Source organism: Flavobacterium rhizophilum (assembly GCF_046000485.1).
Lineage (GTDB): Bacteria > Bacteroidota > Bacteroidia > Flavobacteriales > Flavobacteriaceae > Flavobacterium > Flavobacterium rhizophilum.
The window spans coordinates 77,871-93,688 of sequence record NZ_JBELQB010000011.1 but is presented as its reverse complement, the minus strand read 5'-3'; the positions used below and the strand labels follow the sequence as shown (position 1 = coordinate 93,688).

18 protein-coding genes and 1 riboswitch are annotated in these 15,818 nt (G+C 40.1%); of the genes, 11 read left to right on the top strand and 7 right to left on the bottom strand.

The features are described 5' to 3' along the window. Positions 1 to 5 precede the first annotated feature (5 nt). From ABS768_RS14230 to tenA, 10 genes are all read left to right on the top strand, one after another. Entirely contained in the window at positions 6 to 1,331 is a 1,326-nt protein-coding gene (locus ABS768_RS14230; RefSeq protein ID WP_408075610.1) for a glycoside hydrolase 5 family protein, read from the top strand. 57 nt (positions 1,332 to 1,388) lie between these two features. After that, positions 1,389 to 2,192 carry a hypothetical protein gene (locus ABS768_RS14225; protein ID WP_408075609.1) on the top strand — a complete coding sequence of 268 codons (804 nt, stop codon included), beginning with the start codon at positions 1,389 to 1,391 and terminating at the stop codon, positions 2,190 to 2,192. A gap of 57 nt (positions 2,193 to 2,249) precedes the next feature. After that, complete coding sequence (locus ABS768_RS14220) at positions 2,250 to 2,627, top strand: YchJ family protein (RefSeq protein ID WP_408075608.1); 378 nt, start codon at positions 2,250 to 2,252, stop codon at positions 2,625 to 2,627. Positions 2,628 to 2,719: 92 nt separating this feature from the next. Further along, positions 2,720 to 3,535 (top strand): hypothetical protein, encoded by an 816-nt coding sequence (locus ABS768_RS14215; protein WP_408075607.1) that lies wholly within the window; start codon positions 2,720 to 2,722, stop codon positions 3,533 to 3,535. Between the two features lie 113 nt (positions 3,536 to 3,648). Then, a complete protein-coding gene (locus ABS768_RS14210; RefSeq protein ID WP_408075606.1) occupies positions 3,649 to 4,644 on the top strand; it encodes a sodium:calcium antiporter in 996 nt (331 codons plus the stop codon). Between the two features lie 63 nt (positions 4,645 to 4,707). After that, a complete protein-coding gene (locus ABS768_RS14205; protein WP_408075605.1) occupies positions 4,708 to 5,508 on the top strand; it encodes a TIGR00266 family protein in 801 nt (266 codons plus the stop codon). Positions 5,509 to 5,603: 95 nt separating this feature from the next. Further along, positions 5,604 to 5,696: riboswitch (TPP riboswitch) on the top strand. Positions 5,697 to 5,764: 68 nt separating this feature from the next. Continuing rightward, complete coding sequence (thiM, locus tag ABS768_RS14200; protein ID WP_408075604.1) at positions 5,765 to 6,568, top strand: hydroxyethylthiazole kinase; 804 nt, start codon at positions 5,765 to 5,767, stop codon at positions 6,566 to 6,568. Next, on the top strand, positions 6,561 to 7,193 hold the full coding sequence (thiE, locus tag ABS768_RS14195; protein WP_408075603.1) for a thiamine phosphate synthase: 633 nt from the start codon (positions 6,561 to 6,563) through the stop codon (positions 7,191 to 7,193). The genes thiM and thiE overlap by 8 nt, the downstream gene beginning before the upstream one ends. Then, positions 7,190 to 8,026, top strand: a complete 837-nt coding sequence (gene thiD / locus ABS768_RS14190) for a bifunctional hydroxymethylpyrimidine kinase/phosphomethylpyrimidine kinase (protein ID WP_408075602.1) — start codon at positions 7,190 to 7,192, stop codon at positions 8,024 to 8,026. The genes thiE and thiD overlap by 4 nt, the downstream gene beginning before the upstream one ends. Next, complete coding sequence (gene tenA / locus ABS768_RS14185) at positions 8,013 to 8,666, top strand: thiaminase II (RefSeq protein WP_408075601.1); 654 nt, start codon at positions 8,013 to 8,015, stop codon at positions 8,664 to 8,666. Before thiD ends, tenA begins: the two co-directional genes overlap by 14 nt. Positions 8,667 to 8,719: 53 nt before the next feature. Here tenA and bglX read toward each other — a convergent pair whose 3' ends face one another. Genes bglX through ABS768_RS14170 form a run of 3 tightly spaced genes read right to left on the bottom strand, consistent with a single transcriptional unit; the run spans position 8,720 to position 13,471 of the window. After that, positions 8,720 to 10,993, bottom strand: coding sequence for a beta-glucosidase BglX (gene bglX / locus ABS768_RS14180; RefSeq protein WP_408075600.1), 2,274 nt, complete (start codon positions 10,991 to 10,993; stop codon positions 8,720 to 8,722). 2 nt (positions 10,994 to 10,995) lie between these two features. Then, positions 10,996 to 12,378, bottom strand: a complete 1,383-nt coding sequence (locus ABS768_RS14175; RefSeq protein WP_408075599.1) for a sialate O-acetylesterase — start codon at positions 12,376 to 12,378, stop codon at positions 10,996 to 10,998. Then, on the bottom strand, positions 12,371 to 13,471 hold the full coding sequence (locus tag ABS768_RS14170) for an SGNH/GDSL hydrolase family protein (protein WP_408075598.1): 1,101 nt from the start codon (positions 13,469 to 13,471) through the stop codon (positions 12,371 to 12,373). The genes ABS768_RS14175 and ABS768_RS14170 overlap by 8 nt, the downstream gene beginning before the upstream one ends. A gap of 264 nt (positions 13,472 to 13,735) precedes the next feature. Here ABS768_RS14170 and ABS768_RS14165 point away from each other — a divergent pair, with 264 nt between their 5' ends. After that, positions 13,736 to 14,443: an SRPBCC family protein gene (locus ABS768_RS14165; protein ID WP_408075597.1), complete on the top strand. Its 708-nt coding sequence runs from the start codon at positions 13,736 to 13,738 to the stop codon at positions 14,441 to 14,443. A gap of 11 nt (positions 14,444 to 14,454) precedes the next feature. Here ABS768_RS14165 and ABS768_RS14160 read toward each other — a convergent pair whose 3' ends face one another. From ABS768_RS14160 to ABS768_RS14145, 4 genes are all read right to left on the bottom strand, one after another. Then, a complete protein-coding gene (locus ABS768_RS14160; protein ID WP_408075596.1) occupies positions 14,455 to 14,625 on the bottom strand; it encodes a hypothetical protein in 171 nt (56 codons plus the stop codon). Positions 14,626 to 14,702: 77 nt separating this feature from the next. Then, positions 14,703 to 14,969, bottom strand: a complete 267-nt coding sequence (locus ABS768_RS14155) for a SemiSWEET family sugar transporter (RefSeq protein ID WP_157481373.1) — start codon at positions 14,967 to 14,969, stop codon at positions 14,703 to 14,705. Positions 14,970 to 15,046: 77 nt separating this feature from the next. Beyond that, positions 15,047 to 15,310 (bottom strand): hypothetical protein, encoded by a 264-nt coding sequence (locus ABS768_RS14150; RefSeq protein WP_408075595.1) that lies wholly within the window; start codon positions 15,308 to 15,310, stop codon positions 15,047 to 15,049. A gap of 155 nt (positions 15,311 to 15,465) precedes the next feature. After that, positions 15,466 to 15,726, bottom strand: a complete 261-nt coding sequence (locus tag ABS768_RS14145) for a hypothetical protein (RefSeq protein WP_408075594.1) — start codon at positions 15,724 to 15,726, stop codon at positions 15,466 to 15,468. Positions 15,727 to 15,818 lie beyond the last annotated feature (92 nt).

Genomic DNA, 15,818 nt, shown 5'->3' with positions numbered 1-15,818 from the left:
ATAATATGAATAAGTTACTGGCAGGCTTGCTAACGTTGCCTTTATTGTTTTCCTGTGGAGACAAAAAGGAAAAAAACGAAGACACAGCTACGACAACCGAGATTGTTACACCCGAAAGAATAACTGTTAAAGGGACTGAACTGTACAAAGGGGACAAGCCTTATCATTATATAGGAACCAATTACTGGTACGGAACGCTGATTGCTGCTAAAGAAGGTGGCGACAGGGAACGACTGGCAAAAGAACTGGATATGATGAAGGAGTACGGTATAGACAACCTTCGTATTTTGGTGGGGGCAGAAGCCGGTACTCAGGATTTTACGGTTAACCCGGCACTGCAGCCGGAACAGGGTCAGTATGATAATAACTTGTTAGACGGACTGGATTACTTACTTAACGAAATGGCAAAACGCGATATGCATGCCGTATTATACCTTACCAATAACTGGGAATGGAGCGGCGGTATGGCGCAGTATCTTGAATGGAACGGTAAGGGGGAGTTTCCTAATCCTAATGTTCCGCCTCATACATGGCCTGAATTTATGGAGTATACAAAGCAGTTTCACAGCTGTGAGCCTTGTATGGAAGCCTTTAAAAACCATATAAAATTTATTTTAGGAAGATCTAACGCTTATAACGATAAGAAGTATACCGAAGACAATACCATTATGGCGTGGCAGGTAGCAAACGAGCCTAGGGTATTCACTGCAGATAATGAGGAGAAGTTTACATTGTGGCTTAACGATGTGGTAAACCTTATAGAAGAGTTGGATCCTTATCATTTAATATGTACAGGATCTGAAGGTAAGGCGGGCTCGGCAGATGATATTGCTATTTATGAACGTACGCACAACAATCCTAAAATAGATTACCTTACAATGCATATATGGCCTAAAAACTGGGGATGGTTTAAGCATGAAAATGCCGAAGAAACCCTGCCTGTTGCCATTGCTAATGCCCAACAGTATATTAACGACCATATCGCTGTGGCGCAAAAACTGAACAAGCCTATAGTGCTTGAGGAGTTTGGACTTCCGCGTGAAGGGGAGAGCCTTGATAAAAAGGCATCTGTAGCAAACAGGGACACTTTTTATAAGTCGATTTTTGGCAGGCTGGAGCAAAGCGTTACAAATAAGGAAGCTTTTGCCGGACTTAACTTTTGGGGTTTTGGCGGTATAGGTAAAAACAATCCTGAAAACGGTAAGTGGAATAAAGGAGATGATTTTACTACCGATCCTCCGCAGGAACCACAGGGACTTAATTCGGTTTTTGCAACAGATACTACTACTCTTAACCTTATAAAAGAGTACAATAAGAAATTACAGAAATAACAAAAGGGCTTTGCCCTTTTTTTAATGTATATTTACTGCCTTAATTTAAAACACACCATGAAAAAAGCAACATTATTTATTACCGCTTTCCTTATGGCAGGAGCCATGAAGGCACAGGATTCTGTAACACTTGATATACAGTTACTGCCAAGTAAAAAGTACGAGCAGGCATCTGTACAAAATATACAAATGGACGTGGAATATGGAGGAGGAGCCCAAAAAATGGATATGAAAATTTCTATTAACGGGGAGATTAATACTAAAAAAGAGACCAATGGGATGATACCTGTTGTTATGGGTACATCAATGTCTATGTCAATGGAAATGGAAGGTATGCCGGGAAATTCCAATGATGTTAAGATGGATATGTATGGTAAAGTTAAAAAAGGTGAATTTGTACCTGTTTTTGACTCTATCGTTGCGCCGGATATGCCTTCACAGGCTAAACAGCTGGCTCTTGAAGGCGTGAAAGATATGCTTACAAAAATCGATTACCCTAAAAAGACCCTTAAAATAGGAGAAACTTTTGTTCAGGATGTTCCTATTGATATGCCTCTTGGTGGCGGAGCTGTAAAAATAAATGATAAAATAACCTATACACTTAAAAAAGTTGAAAGTAAAAAAGCTTATTTTGATGTAGTTCATAATATCTCTATGGATGGAAGCCTTGCAGATGGTCTAAGTATGAAAGGCTCTGGTAATGGAACCGGTAAAATGGTTTATGATATAGATACTAAATATCCTGTTGTTAACAATGGAGAAATGAGTATGGACTTAGATATGGAACAGGGAGGGATGCCTATGAAAATGAAGATGGTTACCAAGGTAAGTCAAACGACTCAGGTAAGTAACTCCAAATAATATTCAATAAATAATAAAAAGGGCTTTAGCCCTTTTTTTTTGCACAAAATAGAAAACATGTCTTCAGTAAATTGTTATTGTGGTTCGGGTAAGTTATTTGTTAACTGCTGCCAGCCGTATATTAACGGCATCGAAAAAGCGCCAACAGCCGAAGCGCTTATGCGTTCCCGTTATTCGGCTTACGTGGTGCAAAATGCCGATTATTTATGGTTAACCACAGCACCAAAGGAAAGAAGGCATCATAGTAAGTCAGCCATGCTCGAGTGGTCCAGGAGCAACCAATGGATAAGGCTTGAAGTACTAAAAACTACAGAAACTACTGTTGAGTTCAAAGCGTATTACATTGATAATAACCTTACAGGGCAAATACACCACGAAAAATCTAATTTTATAAAACAGGGAGATAGCTGGTTTTATGTAGATGGGGAGTATTAATTTGCTTTTTATCGCTTTTTTATGCTGTTTATCAATTAAATAGGATTTTTTAAAACAAAAATCCTAACTTTAATATATAAATCCCACAGATTATGGAGCCCACACCCGAAATAATCAGGATTGTACAGCGTTACCTTACTTTTAAAAAGCTTAATCCGGGAGCTATTGATGGTATTGCAGGTAAAAAAACCTATGCCGCACTGGATAAGCTTAAAGATCTTCCCAAAAGCTGGAAAGAGGAAAGAAAACTGGTAGGAGCTATACAATTGTATGCAAAAGAGCAAGGCCTTGACCCCGGACCAATAGACGGACTATGGGGGCAACGTACCCAGTCGGCCTACGATCAGCTCAAATATATCCTTTTATATGGTGAAACTCCACAACCCTGGAGGGCAGAAGACAGGGAGCCTGTAAACCCTAATAACTGGCCGGTGCAAAGCCAGTCGGCATTAGAGGATTTTTACGGCAAAGCAAAACCTACAGGAAATAAAAACCTTACTACGTTTGCCATACCCTACCCTATGGTACTGGCATGGGATACTTCAAAAAAAGTTACTAAAATCACGGCGCATGTCAAAGTAAAAGACAGTATTCTCCGTGTATTAAATAAAGTTCACGATTATTACGGGCTAACCGAAATAAAAAGGCTTCGACTGGATTATTTTGGCGGATGCTTCAATTACCGTGTTATGAGAGGAGGTACATCATTAAGTACCCACTCATGGGGTATAGCCCTTGATTTCGACCCTATAAACAATCAGCTTCGCTGGGGTAGTGATAAAGCTGCCTTTGCCCGCCCGGAGTATAATAAGTGGTGGGAGTTTTGGGAAGAAGAAGGCTGGGTAAGCCTGGGACGTGAACGTAATTACGACTGGATGCATGTTCAGGCAGCAAAATTGTTTTCATAAATTGTGTTTAAGTGTATAGTTACTAGTTATTGGGGGCGAAAGCCCCCTTTTCTTTTTTAGGCTGCAAATGTTTTTTAGTATTTTTACACAAACCAATAATTCATAATATTTTAATGTATATAGTAGGGTTTCTTGTTAGTGCTGCAATTATATTTTTTGCCGGTAAAAAACTTTCTTTTTACGGCGATTTACTGGCCGATATGACCGGTATGGGTAAAGCCTTTATAGGTTTGATATTAATGTCTACCGTAACATCACTTCCGGAGCTTATGGTGGGTATAAGTTCGGTGTCCATAGTACAGTCGGCCGATCTGGCTATGGGTGATATATTGGGGAGCTGTGCCCTTAATCTTTGCCTGCTCTCGTTTATGGATGTTTTTACCTCTAAAAACAAGCCTCTTTTCTCACAGGTTTCGCAAAGCCATATACTGGCAGCTTCATTTGGTGTAATACTGCTGGCTTTTGTAGGGCTTGGGTTATTTTTTGAGACCGATATATTATTTTCCCATTCTATTGGGGTTACCAGTATTAGCTTTGCTGTATTGTATTTAATGTCGGTTCGTACCATATACAGATACCAAAAAGCAAATTCGACAGATAGTATCGAGGTTAACGATAACGGACATACCGAGGTGTATACATTACACGGGGTTATTTTAAGGTACTCTTTCTTTGCTTTAATTATTATTGTTGTAGCGCTTTCCCTGCCGTTTTTCGCCGAGCATATAGCCGAACAAACAGGACTGGGCAAATCGTTTGTGGGTACACTGTTTTTGGCAGTGTCTACATCACTGCCCGAGATTGCCGTTTCTGTAGCTGCTGTAAGAATGGGCTCTGCCGATATGGCTGTGGGGAATCTTTTAGGAAGCAACATATTTAATATATTCATCCTGTTTATAGATGATATATTATATACCAAGGGACTTCTTTTAAAAGATGCTGCCGATATTAATGTAATGACGGTTTTTATTGTGCTGATGATGACAGCTGTGGCTATTATAGGTTTTATATTCCCGTACCAGAAGAAAAGGATATTTATGGCTTGGGATACACTGGTTATATTTCTGCTTTATGTGTTTAGCCTTGTACTGCTCTATAACTTAGGTTAAAGGTGTAACAAATAGTGCTTTTTGACAACTAATAATTAATCAAATCAAAAAACAATAAAGAAAATGACATCACACGAAATTGACTACCATATATATGGTGAAGAAATGCAATATGTAGAAATAGAGCTTGATCCGCAGGAAGCTGTAGTGGCCGAGGCAGGTAGCTTTATGATGATGGATACCGGTATACACATGGATACCATTTTTGGCGACGGTTCTAACCAAACACAGGGTGTTATGGGTAAGCTGTTCTCGGCAGGTAAAAGGCTACTTACAGGGGAAAGCCTGTTCATGACAGTGTTTTTAAACCAATACCACGGTAAACGAAAAGTAAGTTTTGCTTCTCCTTACCCGGGTAAAATTGTACCTATAGACCTAAGCGAATACGGCGGACGCTTTATCTGCCAAAAGGATGCTTTCCTTTGTGCGGCAAAAGGAGTGTCGGTAGGGATTGAGTTCTCCCGAAAATTAGGCAGAGGTCTGTTTGGTGGTGAAGGTTTTATTATGCAGAAACTCGAAGGTGACGGTATGGCATTTGTACATGCCGGAGGTACACTGGCTCGCAAAGAATTACAAGCAGGCGAAGTACTTAAGGTAGATACAGGCTGTATTGTAGGCTTTACTAAAGATGTGCATTATGACATCGAATTTGTAGGCGGTATTAAAAATTCCATTTTTGGAGGTGAAGGACTGTTTTATGCGACGCTTCGTGGTCCGGGTGTGGTATATATACAATCGTTGCCGTTTAGTAGGCTTGCAGGAAGAATTTATGCTTCGGCACCTCAGGGTGGAGGTCAGCAAAGAGGCGAAGGTAGCATACTGGGCGGACTGGGTAACCTGCTTGACGGAGATAACAGATTCTAATTAAAAATAAACATAGTATACAAAAGGGCTTTTTAAGCCCTTTTGTATTTTAACACTGAGTGTTTTATTCACACCATAACTATATGTATATTTGATGCTGGCTTTAGGGGTATTCTGTAAAGAATTGAGAGAGTCCCTTTGAACCTGATTCGGTTTATACCGGCGTAGGGAAAAGCGTATCTGTATACACTTCTATATCCTGATTTCTTTTCGGGAAACTCTTAAGCCATATTTACGCACCATAAAAAACTTAAATATGAGAGAGTCCCTTTGGAAATCTGTTTTACAACTAAGGCAAAATTCCCCTTTGGTACATAATATTACCAATTATGTGGTAATGAACAACACGGCAAATGCACTATTGGCAGCAGGGGCATCGCCTATTATGGCACATGCCCATGCTGAGATTGAAGAGATGGTGAGCATTTGCGGAGCCACGGTTATAAATATAGGTACGCTTGACGAATACTGGATTGAAAGCATGTATAAGGCTGCTGCAAAAGCCCAACAATTGGGTAAGTCCTGGGTGTTGGACCCTGTAGGGGCGGGAGCAAGCAATCTTCGTAATACTACAGTGGCACAGCTACTGAAATATAAACCGACAGTAATTCGTGGTAATGCATCAGAGATTATGGCACTGGCCAATGCCGGAGGACAGTCAAAAGGGGTAGACAGTACGCATCAGTCTGCAGAGGCTATAGCTTCTGCCAAATGGCTTAACGAAAATACAGGAGCCGTAGTTTGTATATCGGGTGCTACCGATGTGATTGTTTCTGCAAATCAAAAGATATTTATCGATAACGGGCATGTAATGATGACAAAAGTAACCGGGCTTGGTTGTACAGCCACGGCTCTTATTGGTGCTTTTGTAGCTAGTGAACCTGATAATGCTGAAGGGGCTACAGCAGCAGCTATGGCATTACTTGCTATTGCTGGGGAGATTGCCGTACAACAGTCTGAAGGACCGGGTAGTTTGCAAATGCATCTGCTGGATAAGTTGTATAATCTTACCGAAGATGAATTCAACACTCATCTAAAAGTAACTATTAAAAATGACTAAGCCGTTTCCATATAAGCTATATCTGGTAATAAGCCAAGAAGCCTGCTGTGGCAGGGATATGCTTTGGGTTGCCGAACAGGCAGTGAAAGGCGGAGTCGATTTGGTACAGATAAGGGAGAAGAACAAAAGTTATCCTGATTTTCTTGAAAGCAGCTTAAGGCTAAAGGAAATACTGGACAGATATCGTGTACCGCTTATTGTAAATGATAATCCTTTAGTAGCAGTAAACTGTAATGCTTATGGAGTACATGTAGGGAATTCCGATTTACCTCCGTCTGAAATTAAAAAGAAATGGCCTGATTGTAATATGACAGGCTATTCGGTAGAATATTTGGAGCAGCTTTCAGGAACGGAAATTCAGTTTGCCGATTACCTTGGGGTAAGTCCGGTATTCAGTACGCCAACAAAAACCGATACGGTTACCGAATGGGGGTTGGAGGGGATAGCCAAGATAAAGAGTATTACAGATAAGCCTCTTGTGGCAATAGGAGGGATTAATGAAACAAATGCTCAAGAGGTAATACAGGCAGGAGCCGATTGTCTTGCAGTGGTATCGGCAATATGTGCTGCCGATAATCCAACTATTGCTGCCCAAACATTACGAAACTTAATTGAAACAGCATGAAAAAGAAATATACATACCCAACAGTGCTAACAATAGCAGGTACCGATCCCAGCGGAGGAGCAGGTATTCAGGCCGACCTGAAAACATTTTCGGCATTGGGATGTTATGGCATGTCGGTTATTACTGCTCTGGTTGCACAAAATACCACAGGCGTAAGGGGTATACATAATGTCCCTGCACAATTTGTAGAGCAGCAGTTGGATGCTGTTATGGAAGATATCCGTCCAAATGCCATTAAAATAGGAATGGTACATACCTCGCAGCTTGTTGAGGTAATTGCAGCCACACTTAAAAAGTACCCTGATATTCCGGTGGTGTTCGATCCGGTTATGGTGGCTACCAGTGGTGATGAGCTCATTGAGGATGCTACTATAGAGGTAATCGTTTCACAGCTTTTTCCGTTGGTTACACTAATTACACCAAATATGGATGAGGCTTCCTTGTTGGCCAATATGCCTATTGAAACCGTAGCCCAAATGCAGCAGGCAGGACAGGTAATAAACCGTACAGGTTGTAAGGCTCTTTTAATGAAAGGGGGACACCTGAAAACAAAACAGCTTACCTCAATCCTTATGGATAAGAACGGAATTGTAAATACCTATGTTTCCGATAAGGTAGATACCAATAATGTACATGGTTCAGGCTGCACACTGTCGTCTGCTATTGCTTCTTATCTGGCAAGGGGAGAGGAGTTGCAGGGTGCGGTTGCCCAAGCGCAGGAGTATATTAACGGTGCCATATACCACGGCAGGGATGTACTTATAGGTAACGGAAACGGACCTTTAAATCATTTTTATAACCCACAAACCATGATAAAAAATGAAATGGAGTGAAAAAGCATGGCAGGAAATTCTGCCTATTTATAACGATATTATCCAAATGCCTTTTATAACCGAACTGGCAAACGGAACACTGGACTTAGAAAAGTTTAAATACTATATGCAGCAGGATGCTCACTATCTGGAATATTTTGCACGAACACTGGCTGTGATTAGCGCCAAAGCTCAAAGTGTAGATACCATGCTGGATTTTATTCGCTTTTCAGAAGGTGCTATAGTGGTCGAAAGGGCTTTACATGATTCTTACTTCAAACAATTTAACGTGGGGGACAGGGTACCTATGTCGCCTACCTGCCATCACTATGTGCATTATATGCAAAGTACGGTGTATATGCAGCAGGTTGAGGTAGGTATGGCTGCTGTATTACCTTGCTTTTGGATTTATAAAAAAGTGGGTGATCATATACTGGAAATACAAACAAAAGAAAACAACCCTTATGCCGATTGGATAAACACTTATGGTGGAGAAGAGTTTGGACAGCTTGTGGAGAAATCCATTACACTTTGTGATGATGCTGCTAATAGTTGTACGAATACTCAAAGAGAGCAGATGACTGTGGCATTTGTAGATGCAAGCCGTTTGGAATACCTGTTTTGGGATAGCGCCTATCAATTGGAAAAATGGAAGAGGTAAATAAAAAAGCGTGGTAACAGCCACGCTTTTTTATTATTAAAAGAAACTGAATTTTATTTCAGTTCAAATTCAGTTTCCTGATTATCAACAGAACTGGTGCCTACAAACACTTTAAAAGTTCCCGACTCTACCAGATATTCACCTTCGTTGTTAAAGAAACCAAGCTCTTTATCGGTAAGGGTAAAGGTAACTGTTTTGGTTTCTCCTTTTTTAAGCGGAACCAACTCAAATCCTTTAAGCTCTTTTACAGGTCTTGACAGGCTTGCTGCTATATCCCTTATGTATAGTTGAACCACTTCCTTACCGTCATAATCTCCTGTATTGGTAACTTCAACAGATACTTTTACAGGCTCACCTTTAGCATAGGTTTTCTTGTCTAGCTTAACGGTACCATATTTAAAGGTAGTGTAGCTTAACCCGTGGCCAAATGCGAATAACGGAGTTTTTTCCACATCACTGTAGTGAGACCAGAAAACATTATTGTCGCTGTTAGTTGGTCTTCCTGTACTGTGTTGGTTATAATAAATTGGAACCTGTCCTACATTACGAGGAAAACTCATTGGTAATTTGCCACTAGGGTTATAATCACCATACAGTACCTGTGCTACGGCATTACCGGTTTCGGTACCTAAGTGCCATGCCTCAACTATTGTTGGTATGTTTTCTGCAGCCCAAGGTAAAGCTAATGGCCTGCCATTATTAAGTACCAAAACTATATTAGGGTTTACCTTATAGATTTCTTCCAGTAATTCCTGTTGTAGTCCCGGTAGGTCAAGGCTGGTACGGCTACGGCCTTCACCACTTTGGAAGCCGTGCTCTCCAAGAACCATTACCACAACATCGGCTTCTTTAGCTGCTTTTTTAGCTGCTTCAAATCCGCTTCTGTCGGTAGTATTGAAAACCAGTTCATCAAGGAAAGTAGTTTTACCAATGGTTATGTCGGCGCCTTTTTCATACACTAATGTGTTGCCTTTGTACTGCTGCATACCTTCCAGTACCGATACAGCCGTATTATCATCTGAAGCAATTCTCCAGCTTCCAAGCGGGCTCGTTTTATCATTGGCAAGCGAACCGATAAGTGCAATTTTCTGACCTTTCTTTTTAAGCGGAAGCAGGCTGCCTTCGTTCTTTAATAGTACAATTGACTTTTTAGCCATGTCCAGTACGGCTTCATGGCTTGCCTTACTGTATATGGTTTCTTTTTCGCGTTTTTCATCGCAGTAACGGTATGGGTCATCAAAAAGGCCAAGTTCAAATTTCACCCTTAAAATACGTCTTACTGCATCATCAATTAAGGCTTCGTCCACTTTGCCTTCTTCAACCAGTTTAACCAATTCGTAAACATACAGGTGAGATTCCATATCCATATCGGCACCTGCTTTAACTGCTTTTTCGCTGGCTTCGGCACCATCCTGAGCAAATCCGTGGGCAATCATTTCCCTTATCGATGCCCAGTCGGTAATAACAAAACCGTCAAAACCCCATTTCCCTTTCAGTATATCCCTTTGCAGGAAGCTATTTCCTGTTGCAGGAACTCCGTTAAGAATGTTAAATGAGTTCATGTAAGTACGCACTCCGGCATCATTAGCCGCCTTGAACGGAGGTAGTACAGTGTTGTATAATGTAGCGTTACCAATATCCACTGTGTTATAATCCCTACCGGCTTCTGCAAAGCCATAAGCGGCAAAGTGCTTGGCACAGGCTGCAATGGTAAGCGGGTTGGAAAGGTCGTCTCCCTGAAACCCTTTTACTCGGGCGATTGCCACCTGGCTTCCTAAAAACGGGTCTTCTCCGGCACCTTCCATAACACGTCCCCAGCGGGCATCACGTGAAATATCAACATTAGGGCCAAAGGTCCAGTTGATACCCGAAGCAGCTGCTTCAGAAGCTGCAGTTTTAGCAGAATTCTTTATAGCATCCATATCCCAGCTGGCAGCTTCGGCAAGTGGTATAGGGCTTAATGTTTTATAACCGTGTATTACGTCAAAACCTATAATAAGCGGAATACCCAGGCGGGTTTCCTCAACCGCGATTTTTTGTACAGCACGCACTTCCTTTACACCACGAACGGTAAGCATGGAGCCTACCCATCCTTTACGCAGGTGTTCGTATTTTGTGGCAGCGTTACCTTCTTTTGGTGACGGACCTGTTACATCCCAAAAGCCGTTATATTGATTCATTTGACCTACTTTTTCCTCAAGGGTCATTTTGGTCAGGAGTTCATCCACTCTTTGTTCTATATCCTGTTTTTTATCCATTAATTTCTTTTTTTGAGCATTAGCGGTGCAAACAGTAAGCACGGCAAGTATCAATAAAGTCCGTTTCATAATTATTCACTTAAAAAAGATGAGGCCGGTAATCCTGCACCGTTAAATAAATCGGGCTTAGCGGTGTTGTGCCATGCATAACGTACAGTAACCGGTTCTTTTACCTTTTTGGATGAAACTACTACAGTATTGTTTTTTATGGTTGCAGTTGCAGGGTAAAATTTACCGTCTTTTCCGGCTACTTCAAACAGTTCTGATTTTTTTGAAGAAAAATGTAGTCCTTCGGCATAATCAAAACGTATGGTTACTTTGTTTTTACTGATAGTGATGTCTTTATAAAGCGGACCATATACCACTCCTGTATCAATACCGTATTGTGATTTTAATACAAGGTTACCCAGCCTTTCGCCTACGGTTCTCTTATCACGTGGGTGTATATCATCGGTAGGGCTAACATCACCTACAACCACCATCCCGGTTTTAGGAACTTCATTAAGTACTTTGCGTTGTGAGTTACGTATTATTACACCACCGTATGTATCGTTCTCATAGTTAAACGGCGCTATTTGTATAAAATAGAAAGGGAAATCATCGCCCCATGCCTTACGCCATGATTTGATAAGTCCTGCCAGTGTTTTATCGTATACAGTACTACCTACATTGCTTTCTCCCTGATACCATATAGCACCTGCCAGCTTAAAGCCAACAAAAGGATTTATCATAGTGTTGTAGGTGCGTCCCGGTTCTGTAGGCCCCCAGGTAACCGGAGTAAGTTTTGCGGCTGCTTCGGCAAGTACTGGGTCTTTGGCGATATAATCTTCAGGCATCCAAATCTCTGCGGGAGTACCACCCCAGCTGGAGTTAATAAGCCCTATTGGAACATCTTTCAAATCCTTTTGTAAACGCTCACCAAAAAAGTAGGCTACAGCACTAAAGTATTTCATGGTTTCAGGAGTACATTCCTGCCAGTTGCCCACAATGTTCATTTGAGGTGAGGTACCCGCTATTTTTGGAGCTGTAAAGAAACGTATGTTCGGATAATTGGCTTTTGCAATTTCAGCTTCGGCATTGTCTATACCTATTGAAGCTGACCATTCCATGTTTGACTGCCCCGAACAGAACCATACCTCACCAATCATTATGTTTTTAATGGTAAGTTCATTGTATCCTTTAAAATGCAGGGTGTAAGGTCCGCCTGCTTCAGGAGTTTTAAGTTTTACTTCCCAGTGGGCCTGATTATCGGGCTTGATTTTAATTTCTTCTTTAGACCATCCTACAGTAAGGGTAACATCTTCAAAAGGGCTTGCCCATCCCCAAATAGTAACTTCGCTGTTGCGTTGCAGTACCATGTTGTCTGAAAAACAGGAAGGTAGTAATACATTTGCTTTTGCAGTTCCTGTAATTAGCAGGATGAAAAGCGACAGGTAAAAGCTTATTTTATTCATTTAAAAGTGATTTTAAGAATGGAGCTAACTCGTTTGCCATTTCCTGATGATCTTTTATATCAGGATGGTAACCACAACCGTGAGGAGTGATGTCGCTGAATTCAAAAACCTGGATTGGTTTATGTTTTTTATCGTCCTTATAAGCTGCCTGTACGCGTTTAAGACAGTTGGTAAAAACCTTGGCCTTTTCTCCTTTAACCATTGGGCTGGTTAATAATACGATTTGTGTGTTAGGGGAGTGACTATAAATGGTTTTAATAAAGTTTACATAGTTTTCCACATACTTGTCGGTATTGAATGGAAGCCTTTCCTTTTTGCCATCTCCGTCAGAGAAATCATTAGTGCCTAGCGCAATGCAGGTAATATCGGGATTGAACCCGAATTTATAAGGAACTGTTTTGTCAGAATTGTTCAGGTAGATGTTCTCGTATACATCAGGCATTATTTTTTCCTTTTCATGCTCGTCGTTCCAGTTACGGTAAATACCGATACCGGAAACCGAACTTAATACGAAATCGGCATCAAGGGTTCTTGATGTAACTGGGCCATATGCAAAATAAGCATTGTGTTGGTCAAACCATTCGCCCGTACCACACGGAATCTCTTCGGTTTCGTTGCCCATACCACAGGTAATGGAATCACCTATAAATTCGATTTTCTTTTTTCCTTTTTCTTTTTTGGTTTTTACGATATCTCCTTCGGCACCAGAGAATATAATGCTTCCGTTTCCGGCCTCGGTAGCTTTGTAAACCGTTACCTTATGAATGTCGTTTTCACCACTTGGTATGTTTATAAAAACATTACCGGGTTTGATGTTTACTTTTTCTTTCCCCATGTATTTACCGTCAACTTCAATAACTATATAATCATACTGGTTGTAGTTGTTAAGTGACTGTGCATTAATGGTGCATTGAGAACCTTTATAGCTGAAGGTAACAGATGATCCCGGTCCTACCAGTATTATCCTGTTGTCTTCGGTTTTATCGGTACGCCCCTGTGTAATGTATAAGTTGGGTTTTGAAGTAGGTTTGCCTGCAGATAGTGCTAATGCAGAAACCAATAGTAAACAAAGAGTTTTTTGTAGTATTTGCATGGTAATTTTTATAAGAAAGTAAATGTAGGTAAAAATGACCTTTTGCTCATGTATTATAATATCAATTCATTATAAAATTTAAACATATAGTATATTTTAATAAGGATATTTATGAACTGTGTAAAAATGTCTTTTGAAAAGTGTCAATAATTAATAATGAGGTGGTTGCTTGGTTTATATCCGTTTTTGTGCTACTAAGGTTGTGTTAAAGTGATAAGAGTTTGTTTTGAGCTTTAGTATTTTTAAGGTAAACAATACATACCTATGAAAAAGCTAGATGAAATAAACCTGCCTGCTGTTAAAAAGAACATTAGCGTGATGGAACAGTTGGTATCGGTATTGGGAGGTAGTTATCTTTTATACGATTCACTAAGGTATAAAAGAGGAGTAGCTGAATATGGGGCTGCAGCTTTTATGTTGTTTAGGGGTATTAGTGGTTTTTGTCCGGTAAGCGAATTAGGACATCGACTGTTGGATAAAAATTACAGGCATAACTCAAACGTGAATATACATACCCGAATGGTGATTGATAAGCCTATTAATGAGGTGTTTGATTTTTGGCGAAACCTAGATAATTTGCCTCTTTTTATGGATCACCTTAAAAGTGTGGAAATGTTAAGTGATACAACATCTGAATGGGTTGCTGTACTACCTGGCGGACTGGGTACTGTACAATGGCAGGCAGAAATTGTAGGGGAGGAAGCTAACCGTTTTATAGGCTGGCAGTCATTACCGGGAGCCGAAATTAAGAATGCAGGGAAAGTACAGTTTAAGGATGTCGGAGAGTTGGGTACACTTTTACATATTACTTTTTCCTATCACGCACCGTTTGGTGCTATGGGGCAGGAAATAGCCAAACTGCTTACTCCGGCTTTTGAAAAAACCATACGTGATGATATAGCTGCCTTTAAAAGCTATATGGAAACAGGTAGGGTAAAAACAAAAATAAAGCAGTCAAGAATTTATTCTTAAACACGATTGAATTAGTCGGTACAAAAATCTTCAGGGTTATACTCGTGCTGTAAGCCCGGGCTGAATTTTTCCTTTATTCTCCTGTGTCTTGATTCGTTGCCTGCATGAATTTGCTTTTCACTAGAATTTAAAACTACCTCATCCTGATTGTAGCTATTGAGGTTTTTGTCTGGTTGGTTCATGGTGATATTTTTTTGGAAGCATAAGGTAATGAATTTATTTTTAATTAGTTATGTTGGTTTTAATTGTTAATGCAGACTTAACCTGATTTGCTTTTTACAAACAGTTTCATAAACAGTATTATTCCGCACAGACTACCGGCAACAGCATTAGCTAATATTATGGGAATGTCTTTACGTAATATGCCATATATAACCCATGATATCATTCCGGCAAAAAGCAGGGCATATGTAGCTGCTGAAAGGCTTTTTGTAGACTTGGTTTTTATAACCTTGATTGCTTGGGGTATATTGGCTCCGGTAGTCAATATGGCGGCAATGAGTCCGAGTATTTGAGTATAATTCATTTTTCAGGATTTAGATTCAGGGCAAAAATAAAGGCTGTTTAAACAGCCTTTTACATGGTTAATGAGTTTTGTTACCTTTAGATATAACCGTCTTTGTCAGGATGGTTATCAGTTCTTGTAATGTGTTTACTCTGATCGTAATGATGATGATGATGTGGATGGTGATGTGAGATGTCTTTCCTTACCAGCTTGGGGAAGGTTGCAAGTTCTTGTGGATTTACTTTTGCCGGGTCTTCGTATGGTAAATATTCATAACCCCACATTTTACCATACATGTTTACGCCTTCATTTGGTGCGCCCTGATTGCCTGGATCCTGACGCCCGAAAAATTCATTTGCCATAATCGCTTAAAATTTAATTAGTTAAATATAATAAAAAATTAACGATTTAGCAACTTTTCTGTGTTAATAATATATATATTTAATATAATTATTATAAAAAATAATAATGTTTTAATAGAGAAGTGTTAAAAAAAAGCCCGAAAAGAGGCTTTCTCCTACATATAACTGTCCCTTTCAGGGTTGTCATTGGTATTTGTAATGTTTCGTCCGCTTCTTACAGCCGATTGTTTTCTGTTGGTCATATGGTTTTCCCTTTCCTCTTCCATGTCAGGATTATCAGTTTTTTTCTGTTTTGGGAAAGTTGCCAGCTCAACCGGATTTATGATTGCGGGATCGTTTGTAGGGATTAATTGTTCATCCGGATTATTTAGTGCATTATCGGGTTTGTTTGCCCTTTTTTTATCATCAGTTGCCATAACTTTCAAATTTTAATGGTTATTAATTTTTTGGTACAATCCTGCTATGATTGCTACTATAAAGTTACTAAAAGCTTACAGTGTAAATGATA